The 12,371-nt window shown below is 37.8% G+C and carries 8 protein-coding genes and 2 pseudogenes; all 10 read left to right on the top strand.

The window, feature by feature from the left end:
* The first annotated feature begins 152 nt into the window (after positions 1 to 152).
* Positions 153 to 1,400: an aminopeptidase gene (locus tag ACFIM6_RS04255; protein ID WP_375611789.1), complete on the top strand. Its 1,248-nt coding sequence runs from the start codon at positions 153 to 155 to the stop codon at positions 1,398 to 1,400.
* 275 nt (positions 1,401 to 1,675) lie between these two features.
* The gene (mutM, locus tag ACFIM6_RS04250; protein ID WP_375611788.1) at positions 1,676 to 2,551 is read left to right on the top strand and encodes a bifunctional DNA-formamidopyrimidine glycosylase/DNA-(apurinic or apyrimidinic site) lyase; all 876 of its coding nucleotides are present in this window, start codon (positions 1,676 to 1,678) and stop codon (positions 2,549 to 2,551) included.
* 84 nt (positions 2,552 to 2,635) lie between these two features.
* Positions 2,636 to 4,030, top strand: coding sequence for a M20/M25/M40 family metallo-hydrolase (locus ACFIM6_RS04245; RefSeq protein ID WP_375611787.1), 1,395 nt, complete (start codon positions 2,636 to 2,638; stop codon positions 4,028 to 4,030).
* A complete protein-coding gene (locus ACFIM6_RS04240; protein WP_375611786.1) occupies positions 4,023 to 4,643 on the top strand; it encodes a ribonuclease D in 621 nt (206 codons plus the stop codon). The genes ACFIM6_RS04245 and ACFIM6_RS04240 overlap by 8 nt, the downstream gene beginning before the upstream one ends.
* A 1,104-nt stretch (positions 4,644 to 5,747) precedes the next feature.
* On the top strand, positions 5,748 to 6,077 hold the full coding sequence (locus ACFIM6_RS04235; protein ID WP_375611785.1) for a hypothetical protein: 330 nt from the start codon (positions 5,748 to 5,750) through the stop codon (positions 6,075 to 6,077).
* Positions 6,078 to 7,105: 1,028 nt separating this feature from the next.
* A complete protein-coding gene (locus ACFIM6_RS04230) occupies positions 7,106 to 7,939 on the top strand; it encodes an outer membrane protein (protein ID WP_375611784.1) in 834 nt (277 codons plus the stop codon).
* Between the two features lie 341 nt (positions 7,940 to 8,280).
* Positions 8,281 to 9,117 (top strand): outer membrane protein, encoded by an 837-nt coding sequence (locus ACFIM6_RS04225; RefSeq protein ID WP_375611783.1) that lies wholly within the window; start codon positions 8,281 to 8,283, stop codon positions 9,115 to 9,117.
* Between the two features lie 361 nt (positions 9,118 to 9,478).
* Positions 9,479 to 10,269: pseudogene (locus ACFIM6_RS04220) on the top strand (outer membrane protein).
* 183 nt (positions 10,270 to 10,452) lie between these two features.
* Entirely contained in the window at positions 10,453 to 11,343 is an 891-nt protein-coding gene (locus ACFIM6_RS04215; protein ID WP_375611782.1) for an outer membrane protein, read from the top strand.
* 215 nt (positions 11,344 to 11,558) lie between these two features.
* A pseudogene (locus ACFIM6_RS04210) lies at positions 11,559 to 12,371 on the top strand (hemagglutinin repeat-containing protein); the annotation flags it as partial.

Raw genomic sequence — 12,371 nt, 5'->3', positions numbered from 1 at the left:
TTATACACCCATTGCGGTTTATGAATTAAGTGAATTTTAGCGATAATGATATGCATAAGTATACGTAGAGAAAGTGAACTCAAAGGATCTGAAAAACAATTTATAATATGACGACATAAAGAACGCATTTTATTTAGAGAAGGGTATTGGTAATGTACTTTGATATTCATGAGACAATTTCGCCTGAAATGCTTAATCGTCTTGCAGAAATTACAGTGAAAGTGGGGTTGAATTTACAAGAAGGGCAGGATCTTGTTTTGACTGCTCCAGTTTCAGCGTTACCTTTTGTTCGGCGTATTGCATATCATGCTTATAAGGTTGGTGCTGGTGTCATTACACCAATTTTTAGTGATGATATGTTATCGCTTACACGGTTTGAAAATGCTCATACAGCTAGTTTTGATTGTGCCCCTTCTTGGCTTTATGAGGGAATGGCGAAGGCTTTTGAAAATGGGGCAGCGCGTTTAGCGATTGTTGGTGATAATCCTTTGCTCCTTTCCAATCAGGATTTTGATAAGGTTTCACGTTTAAATAAAGCCACTTCAATAGCTTATCAGCCGGCACTCAAGCAAATATCAAATTTTGCTATGAATTGGTCGATTGTTGCTTATCCAACAGCAGGGTGGGCTGAGGCGATGTTTCCTTCTTTATCGCTTAATGAGGCGATTAAAAAATTAGCTGATGCAATTTTTTCTGCTTCACGTGTTACAGAAGAAGATCCGGTACAGGCGTGGACTGTCCATAATGCACATTTGAAGAAACGATCATCTTGGCTTAATGAGCAGCGTTTTTCTGCCTTACACTTTACAGGGCCAGGAACTGATTTGACGGTTGGTTTGGCAGATGATCATGAATGGCATGGCGGTGCATCTGTTGCTCAAAATGGTGTTATTTGCAATCCGAATATTCCGACAGAAGAAGTTTTCACGACTCCTCATGCTCATAAGGTTGAAGGTTTCGTTCGCTCAACAAAGCCCCTTTCCTATCAAGGAACTCTGGTTGATAATATTGAAGTACGTTTTGACGCAGGGCGTATTGTTGAGGCTCGTGCATCAACAGGCCAAGAAGTTTTACAGCAGGTTTTGCAAAGTGATGAGGGTGCAAGCCGGTTGGGCGAAGTTGCCCTTGTGCCCCATTCTTCACCAATTTCTAAGAGTGGCCTCCTTTTTTATAATACCTTATTTGATGAAAATGCTGCATGTCATATTGCTTTAGGTCAGTGTTATTCCAAATGCTTTTTAGATGGGGCATCATTGACGTCAGAAGAGATTGCAGCACGTGGTGGGAATAAAAGTGTCATTCATATTGACTGGATGATTGGTTCTGGCGAAATTGACATAGATGGCATTACCCAAGATGGTGTAAGAGTTCCTGTATTTCGTAAGGGTGAATGGGCTTAATTTTGTTACCATAAAACACGGTCATTTGAGGTGGGGTGGGATGTAAGCCTCATTGATACGTTAAGTATTTTAGAGTGTGTGGTATATATTCAAGGCAGGGTTTGTCCATAAAGCCTTTAGTTAAATGATTCACATGAGTAGGAATCCAAGTAAAATCCACTCATCAAGAATTTGTTTAGTAGATGTAGAGGAAGTCTTCGTTCTTTGAGGGGGGTGGGAAGAAGTCAATTTATCAGAGATACGATTGGAAAGTGTATAATTATTAAAGAAGAGTAATGCCTGAGCTTCCTGAAGTAGAGACAGTTCGTCGTGGACTTGAGTCCGTTGTAACTGATGCAAAGATAGTATCTGTCAAACTTAATCGTAGAGATTTGCGCTTTCCTTTTCCTGAGGCTTTTTCTGAGCGCCTTATTGGCAGAACAATTATAGAACTTGGTCGGCGTGCAAAATATTTATTATTTCATCTTTCTCAGAATGAAACGATTTTAAGCCATTTAGGAATGTCTGGTTCATGGCGTATAGAGAATGATCTTTTAAGAACAGTTTTTTCAACGACAAGTAAATTGGTTAAGCATGATCATTTTGTCATGGATATTCAGACAAAGAATGGTGACGTTTATCGTCTTATTTATAATGATGTGCGTCGCTTTGGGTTTATGCTTTTAGTCGATACGGATAAGCTTTATGAACATCCACTTTTAAATAAGCTAGGTCTTGAACCTATAAGTAATTCGTTTTCTGGTCGTTATTTACAAAAGGCTTTTGTTAATAAAAAAATGTCTCTCAAGGGTGTTTTACTTGATCAGTCTATTGTTGCAGGTCTTGGGAATATTTATGTTTGTGAAGCACTTTGGCGGAGTCGTTTGTCTCCACAACGTGGTGCATTTACATTAGCATCAAAAACGGCACGTGCACGTGAATTTGCAGATTCTTTAGCACAAAATATACGCAATGTGATTTCTGAAGCCATTTTGTCTGGTGGCTCTTCTTTACGTGATTATATGCATATAGATGGTTCGCTTGGTTATTTTCAGCATGCTTTTTCAGTTTATGGACGAGAAGGCAAGCAATGTTTGGAATGTGGAGCGCCTATTATGCGCATTTTACAGGCTGGACGTTCAAGTTTTTACTGCTCACAATGTCAAAAATGAATAAGGTGTCTTGCAAAATCTTACAAGAGGCTTAAAGTCATCGCATCTATAATATAATTACACAAGGCTTGAAAGGTTTTTTTTATGCTGAATAAAGTACTAACACATCTTGATGGAAATATAGAGAAGAGCCTTGAACGCCTTTTTTCTCTTTTACGTTTTCAATCGATTTCTACAGACTCGGCTTACAAGGATGCATGTCGTAAAGCAGCTGATTGGTTAGTGGAGGATTTAAAAAGCATCGGTTTTGAGGCTTCACGCCGTGATACGCCGGGGCATCCAATGGTTGTTGGGCATCATCCTGGACCTTCAGATGATTGTTTGCATGTGCTGTTTTACGGACATTATGATGTTCAACCTGTTGATCCATTGAGTTTATGGGAGGATGATCCATTTACACCTTCTTTAAAAGAGAGAGATGGAGAGAAAGTTATTTGTGCTCGTGGAGCTTCAGATGACAAAGGTCAGTTGATGACTTTTATTGAAGCATGTCGTGCATTTAAGAAAGAAACAGGGCAGCTTCCTATTAAAGTTACTGTTTTATTTGAGGGAGAAGAAGAATGTGCTTCTCCTTCCCTTATTCCTTTTTTAAAAGCAAATACAGATGAACTTAAGGCAGATTATGCATTGGTTTGTGACACGTCAATGTGGGATGCGGATACACCATCTATTGCTCTTTCTCTTCGGGGAATTATGGCAGAAGAGATTATTATCACAGCAGCGAATCGTGATTTACATTCTGGTTATTTTGGAGGAGTAGCAGCTAACCCCATTCGTATTTTAACGAAAATCTTAGCAGGACTTCACGATGAAAATAATAGGGCAACACTTCCTGGTTTTTATGATGGCGTAGAAGAAACACCTCCACAAATTTTACAATCATGGAATGCACTTAATTGTACTGCTGAAAATTTTCTTGGTCCTATAGGACTTTCCGTTCCAGCTGGTGAAAAAGGGCGGAGCATTTTAGAGCTTGTATGGGCACGTCCTACCATGGAAATTAATGGTATTAGTGGCGGCTATGAAGGGGAAGGGATGAAAACGGTTATTGCTTCTCAAGCGAGTGCAAAAGTATCGTGTCGTTTGGTGCATAAGCAAGATCCAGAGAAAATACGCCAAGCGTTGCGTGATTATGTACGTAGCTCAATTCCTGCTGATTGTAAGGTTGAATTTAAGAATCACGGTTCTTCTCCGGCACTTCAGATTTCTGATGATTCATCTTTTATCAAGGAGGCGAAGGATGCTTTATCACAAGAGTGGGAAGTGCCTGCTGTTTTGACAGCCATGGGGGGCTCGATCCCAATTGTAGCAGATTTTCGGTCAATTCTTGGTATGGAAACTCTTTTGGTTGGTTTTGGACTGGCTGATGACCGTATTCATTCTCCTAATGAAAAATATAATTTAAAATCGTTTCATAAGGGGCAGCGGTCTTGGGCGCGTATTCTTGCTGCTTTAGCAAGTAGGAGGGTAAATGGCTGAGATTCGCGTTCATCAAGGTGATTTACCAAACTTAGACAATTATAAAACTGATGCCATTGCGATTGATACCGAGACTTTAGGATTACAACCCTATCGTGATCGTTTATGCGTTGTTCAGCTTTCTTCTGGAGATGGTACTGCCGATATTATACAGATTGCTAAAGGACAAAAGAATGCACCTAATTTGGTCAAGCTTCTTGAAGATAAAGCAGTCGTAAAAATATTCCATTTTGGGCGTTTTGATCTTGCTATTTTAGCACATACATTTGGTGTTATGCCAGAGGCTATTTTTTGTACAAAGATTGCTTCGAAACTCACGCGCACTTATACGGATCGTCATGGCTTGAAAGAAATTTGTAATGAATTGCTGAATGTGAATATTTCTAAACAGCAACAATCTTCGGATTGGGCGGCAGAAACGTTATCACAGGCACAAATTGAATATGCTGCGTCGGATGTGTTATATTTGCATCGTTTAAAGGTTATATTTGAAGAACGTTTAAGACGTGAAGAGCGAGAAAATGTTGCCAAGGCATGCTTTCAATTTTTGCCTATGAGAGCTAGGCTTGATCTTTTAGGATGGGCGGAAGTTGATATTTTTGCGCATAGCTAACTTTAAAATTGGCTTTTAAATGGAGTTAATTATTGATGTGAGAGGACAAAATGCTTGTACATTATGGGCATTTTATCCTCTCATCTTTTCTGATAAGAATTATAATAAATTCTTAAGTGCTATTTCATTTGAAGTTTAGGCAATAAAGGTACTTTTGCGAATTCATATTTTTTATTTTTGTAACAGCTTTTATTTGAAACAAAGCAATTTTGAGGAGAGGCTGGAAACATACGGTAGGTTGGAAGACTTAAATCTCTGAAACCGGTATACAGCCTAATTGGGGGAGAATATGAATGTGTAAATGTAAAAACCAAATCTCATCTTTACCATCATTTTTAATTCTGCTTTACGACTTTTAAAAGTATTTAAAGCAATGTCTGTTAAATAATAGAGATTACGCATTGCCTCATGTTTTTAATGGATTTACGTTCTTCGTGTAAAACAGAACTCCCTAAACGGAATATATTTGTGTTGCTAATTCATGTGCTTTTTGTAAAGAAACCGACACCCAAGTTCATTTTACGGTGGTGCTCATAAAAGATATAACAATAAAGCTTCCAATACCAATATAAAATCTATTGAACACTACCATCTTTATGCTTATGGAGTAACAAGCCGCTACCATCCACACAACTGTGCCAATTCCCAATGTTGTGTAAGTCCTTAGCACTTGAGACGGTTCATAAGAGACATTTTTAGTCTTTTTAGTGTTTTTATCCACACAGCTCTTCCAACTTGTAACGTGCAAACAAATGGTTTTGATTGATTCAACATGAAAAAGATTTGGAATAAGAGAATCTTATGGTATTTAGGATTCTCAGTCAATATGGATAACGCTATATTATCATTATAAATCAGTATATTATATGAAGTTCGTATAGTTTATTATTTTCAGACGATACTTCGTGCCTTTATTTATTACTCAATAAGTAATTTCTATGTTGGCAGAGCAGGGCAACTTTCTTTTATTTTAAAATTAAAATGCTCCAAAGCTTTATTTTTAAGGATTCTCACTTTTTATCTATAAACATGCTATTTTTTCTGGAAATTTGCAATGAACGCACTAGATAAAATCCATTATGAATATTTGATGAGGTTAAATTTATGAACATAAAATATTTTATTACAGCTTTTGCTACTTTTGCTTCAATCTCTATGGCTCAAGGTGCAAGTTTTTTAGCGTCTCAAAACCTTATACAGAGAGCATCTTCGGCTGTTCCTCCAATAGGTTTTTTTACTGGTGAACAGCTTCGCAAGTTATTATCTGAAGTTTTTCAGATAGAACTTTCTTGCACAAATAACAGCGAAAGCATAACAGCAGCTAAGTTAGTACCTGTGTTACATTCTGGTAAAAAAAGAGATCATTATCCTAAAAGAAGACCAGGGAAAAAAGGACGGCCAAACCTATTTGCACGAGGTCCAATGAGTTTTTAAAAAGTGAAAAAACAACATCAAGAAGTATAATATATGCTTTGAAGTTGAAAAAGAGGGATATTTTTTCTGCCAAATTCATGATTTTTAAAGCAAGGGGTGGTTTGAAAACTTTCAGAAAGATTTCTCATTTTTTCAGCTTTAAGGAGATTTCTATATAAGTTTTAATGTTTATCATACCGGTTGTCTGTCTTTAGGTATTTTTTTCAATTTCGTCTTGTAAAGGAGTATGAAATGATAGCCTACAAATAAGGCTGAATCTCTGAAAAAGACTTTACTATAAGGTTGAGAGAAGAAAAAAATGGTAAATATGTCAAAAAGGAATAAATGCCTAAATAAAAACAAAGAGCAAGCGTGATGAAATTGCATGTAATCTTGTTGCAGTCCATAGGGTAGTGGAGATCTTGTTCATGTGCGCTACAAGCGTTCTTTACAATGATGAAAAAATAATCAAAGTGCTATTCACATTTGGTTATGCGAAGGATGAAGCTAAAAACGTTGTTTGTATGAATTTAAATGGAACAGTTAGATTTAGCTGCCCTCAATATTGTAACGGTCTTCACTATTACAATATTGAGAGTATTAATAGGAAGCATTTTAGCTTTTAAATAGTTTTATTTATTCACACACTTGCTTGTTTGTGAGGTGCAGAGGGATGGTTTTGGTTTCTTTAATATAAAAAGGCTTAAGATAAGAGCATCGTCAATATTGCAGACGAATTAATATAAAAGATATTTTTTCATTGTAAATCAATATATTATATTTTTATGTCAATAGCACACGCTTTACACGGAGGGTACTGTGGCGCAGTTTTTTTATCAAAATGATAAAGGAGAGAAAACGTGAGGAAAAGAGACCATTTGTGCATGGGCATAGTTTTATTCTCATTTATTACAGATCAAGCAATTAAGGGTACTTTGATTGGCTTTTTGTTTTTTTTATAAGTGTATCATTTTTGCTACAGATATCTGAAGATGGTGCTCTATATGAAACGGTGTGTTCAAATAAATATTCAGCTATGGAGAGAAAATATGAATATGAAATGGTTAATAACAGCTTCTGCTTTCGCTTTTGTTTCAGCTTCAGCAGCACAAGCAGCAGATGTTATTGTTCCCCCAAGACCAACACCTGTTGCTCCCGTTATTGTTGCTCCAACTTTTTCTTGGACAGGTTTTTATGTTGGGGGCCAGATTGGTGGTTTTTCGGGTAAAACGAAAATGGATATTCTCAGTAACGGAAAAAAGATTCCAGTGCCTGATGACCTTTTGCCTAAACTCTCTGGTTTCATGGGTGGTCTTTACGCAGGTTCCAACGTTGATCTTGGTAATGGCCTTATTCTAGGTGTTGATACAGATATCATGTGGTCTAATAAAGATGACACGAAGACAGGAAAAACATATGTCATTGCCCCAGAACACATCAATTATATTAACAAGGTATTAAAAGATGCTGCAATTAATATTGGTAAAGATGCGCTTAAACCTGGCGCTAAACGAACCCACAGTTTCACTTTTAAAGAAAAGTGGGCTGGTGCAACGCGCGTGCGTATTGGTTTTGCAGCTGAACGCATTATGCCTTATGTTGCTGGTGGTATCGCTTATACACAGCTTCAAGATAGTGCGTTGATTTCAATAACAGATAAAGATTCAGACAAAGTAATCGCTTCTGGTACTCTGTCTGATGAAACAAAGACCCTTGTTGGTTACACCCTTGGTGCTGGTGTTGATTTAGCAATGACCAATAATATTATTGTACGTGCGGAATATCGTTACTCAGATTTTGGTAAAAAGAAATTCTCAAATGATAAATATGAGACTTCTTACAAAACCAATGATTTCCGTGTAGGTGTTGCTTACAAATTTTAACAGATGGTAAGTTAAATAACGAAGAGGCTCCGTCTTTGACAGAGCCTCTGTTATTTTCTGTTGCTATATTATTACACAACACATAATTTATTGTGGATATGAAAAGATATTCTTCAGGTTTTTTAAAAAAATATTATTGCATAAGCAATAAACAATAATTATATTTAAAATCAATAAGTTATTACATTATACAGCTTACGGTTTCTCGTACAAAATCAAGCTATGAAGCATTTTTTTCTGGGATAAGCCCTCCATTTTCTGTAACTGTATCATTTTTACTACAGCTTTTCTTTCTGTAATCTTGTAGCACTGTGCTCATAAATAAATTAGGAGCAAAGTTTATGAATATAAAATCTTTAGTAACAACTTCTGTTATCGCTATAGCAGCAGCTTCTGCAGCACAAGCTGCTGATGTTGTTATCCCTCGTGAAACAGCCCCAGCAGTCATCGCAGCAGCCCCTGCCTATTCTTGGACAGGTTTTTATCTTGGTGCTCAGATTGGTGGTCGTTCAATGAAATCTGACAAAGGTTCTAGCACTTTAGGTTGGCACGATCTTAAGCTTTCCGGTATGCTCGGTGGCCTATACACAGGTTACAATGTTGATCTCGGCAATGGTGTGATCTTCGGCTTGGATACAGATGTCTCTTTTATTGGTAAAAAAGACACAGTTGATTACGGTACATGGGATGTTGGAACAGCAGTTACTAAAACTGTTGAAGGTATTAATAACATCCTTACAGAAGCTAAGATCCCACTGAAAGATGGTTTACAAGTTAAAAAATTCGATAAATACACCGAAAGTGTTACTATGAAAGAAAAGTGGTCTGGTGCTACACGCGTTCGCATTGGTTTTGCTACTGATCGTATCATGCCTTATATCGCTGGTGGTGTTGCTTATACGCAGATTCAGGGCATTTCAGCAATTGAAGTGAAAAAAGCTAGTGATGCTGGTGATGATGCTAATAAGGTTATTGCTTCTGGTAACGTATATGATGAAAAAAAGACCCTCGTTGGTTTCACCCTTGGTGCTGGTGTTGACTTCGCAATGACAGACAACGTTTTGTTGCGTGCAGAATACCGTTATTCAGACTACGGTAAAAAGAAATACTTTAAAGACACAGCTGAACTTCAATACAAAACCAATGATTTCCGTGTAGGTGTTGCTTACAAATTCTAATTTCGTAAACAACGAAATAAACTTCCAAGAGGCTCTGTCAAAGACAGGGCCTCTATTATTTTCTGTTGTTATATTATTACTCACTCCATATTTATTGGAGATATAAAAATATTTTCATAAACGACAGACAAGAATTACATTCAAAATCGATAAGTTAACTTACGAATTCTCGTACGGAGTGAAGTTAATAGCGTTGTAAAGTCATGCAGCGATTTTGTTTTGAGCGCATCCTCCATTTTCTATGACTGTATTATTTTTTACGACAGCTTTTCTTTATGTAATCTTGTAGCATTATCCTCTAAATAAATGAGGCGCAAAGTTTACGAATACAAAATCTTTAGTAACAACTTTTGTTATCGCTATGACTACAGCTTCTGCGGCACAAGCTGCTGATATTGTCATTCCTCGTAAAACAGCTCCAACAGTTATCATAGCTCTTTCGTTTTCTTAGACAGGTTTTTATCTTGGTAGTTAAGTTGGCAACTTTTCAAGTCAAAGTTGATGTATTTGATTTAGAGACAAAAGAAAAAACTTTAGATAAAGATGCACTACCTAAGTCTTCCGGTTTCATAGGTGGTATTTATTTTAGGTTCCAACATAGATCTTGAAAATGTCCTCATTCTAGGTGTTGAAACCGATGCAGTCTGGGCAGACCGAGGAGAGACGAAGACGGTCTCAAAGATTCTTACGATTGATGATTTTAATGATGAATTTGAAGATGCTGGTGTTACATTGGATGAAAATGAAAAGTTTCAAAAGGGTTACACAGCAGTTTATCGCATTGGTTTCAAAGAAAAAAGGTTTGGTGCAACACGGGTTCGTGTTGGTTTTTCCGTCGCTGATCGTATTATGCCTTATGTTGCCGATAGTATTGCTTATGCGTAAATACAGGGTGTTGGTAAAATTTCAGGAACAAAAAAATCGGCAAATGATAACCCAAGTAAAGCATTTTCTGCTACGGTATTTGATAAAACAAAAACGATGGTGGATTTCACTCTTGGTGGTGATATAGATTTCGCGATGACAAATTATATTCTGCTTCGTACGGAATACCGTTACTCAGACTTTGGTAAGAAGGAATTTAAAAAGGATTACCTTAAACTAGGCTACAGAAGCAATGACTTTCATGTAGATGTCGCTTACAAGTTCTAATTTCATCAAAAGTACAATTATGAATAAAAAGTATTAATAAAAAATTAAATTTTTAAGAGATCTTGACTTTGATCAAACCACTGGTTTTCTGGGTGTTTATTTGTATGGTTGTGACATTTTTACTACAGCTTTTCTATCTATAATCTTGTAAGGTCATTTTATAGTTAATTTAGGAGCAAAATTATGAATACAAAATCTTTAATAGCAGCTTCTGTTGCTGCTTTAATTTCATCTTCTGCAGCACAAGCTGCTGACGTGGTGATCCCTCATGAAGTTGCACCAGCAGTTATTGCAGCAGCCCCTTCGTTTTCTTGGACAGGTTTTTATCTTGGTGGTCAAGTTGGCAACTTTTCGAGTAAAACTAAAGTAACTATTCCAGGAGCAGACAAAGAACTTTTCAAAAAAGATAACACACCTAGTCCTTCTGGTTTCATGGGTGGCATTTATGCCGGATCTAACGTAGACCTCGGAAATGGTCTCGTTCTCGGTGTTGAAACCGATGCAGTTTGGGCAGACCGTGAAGAATCAAAAAAAGCCCGTGAATTGACCCTTACTGAAAAAGATGCAGCAAATTTTAATGATGCCCTTGAAAAAGCTAAGGTTGAATTAAAAGGTCAGCAACGGTTTGAAAACGGTGACAAGGTAACAGAAACGCACAGTTACAAAGAAAAATGGTCTGGTGCGACACGTGTCCGTATCGGTTTTGCTGCTGTTGACCGTATTATGCCTTATGTTGCTGGTGGTATTGCCTATGCGCAGGTGCAGGGCATTCAATCCGTTGCAGGAAAAGGAGAGAGAGCTAAAGTTGAGCAGAAAGCTGGCGGGGATGGAAAAGTGCCAGAGGCAGGGGCTAAGCAAGCCATAGATTTGACTGGTGGCACTTGGGCTGATGACACGAAGACAATGCTTGGTTTCACTATTGGTGGTGGAGTTGACTTTGCAATGACAGACAACGTTCTTTTACGTGCTGAATACCGTTACTCCGATTTTGGTAAAAAGAAATTCGCCAACGATACACGTGAATTCAACTACAAAACCAATGACTTCCGTGTAGGTGTCGCTTACAAATTCTAATTTCGTAAAAATGAAATTATCAGCACAAAAAATACTAAGGCCTCGTTTAACGGGGCCTTTATTTTATTATCTCTCTATTTTATTCCTCTTAATCTCTTCATTTTTAATGGGATCATACTCCTCATGCAAAACAGAACGCCCTAAACGGAATATACTTGTTGTTGTGTATTCACACATTTTTTTTAAATAAATATTTTTCAAAGTACATCAATCTCACTTATGTCTTTGGAAAAGATTTGAATATTTTAGGCTCTGATGTTCAAACAAAGGATAAACTTCTCTTGCAAGCTGAGAGGAATGTTTCGATTGATGCCACACGCAACAGTGCCAATAGCCATCGCGGGGATCAAACATCTCATGTCGCGGTGCACAATGGCTCTCATCTAAGTTCTGGAAAAGAGACCACTGTTCTCTCTGGAAAAGATATCCATATGGCTGCTTCCGATATAGATGCCAAGGGCAATGTTGCTCTTGGCGCGAAAGGGGAGGTAACAATAGGGGTAAGAAACGATGAAATGGAGTATCATCTTCGCACCAAAAACACGAAAGTGGATATGCAAGCCTCTCATGCCGTTGGCTCTTCGATAAAATCGGGAGGTGACACCACTGTTGTTGCAGGGCAGGATGGCAAACCGCATGATCTTAGCATTACAGGTAGTTCCATTGCGGCTGATGGCAAGGTGGGGCTGAAAGCCAGCAACGATATTCTCATCAATAATGCAGAGGATAGCTTACAGTATGAGATGTCGTACCATAAAGACGGTGGAGCATTTAGTAGCAGCAAATCTGAGCATAACAAGATGGATGTGCGCCAAGTTGTGGGGTCGAGCATAACAGGGGGTGAAGGCATTGCCATTGACTCAGGAAATAACACGGAAGTTGTCGCCTCGACGCTCATAGCCGGTAAGGCAGAGGAAACGTCAGGAGAGAAAGCACTGGGAGATCAGAAAAAAGCGGATATTACCATTCACTCTGGGGGAAAGATTACTATCAAAGGCGCCCAAGAACACTTGGATCAGCAAGCACAA

It is taken from the genome of Bartonella sp. AA9NXGY (assembly GCF_042196845.1).
Lineage (GTDB): Bacteria > Pseudomonadota > Alphaproteobacteria > Rhizobiales > Rhizobiaceae > Bartonella.
Note: the sequence above shows the minus strand (reverse complement) of the source record. Positions and strands in the feature narration are given on the sequence as shown.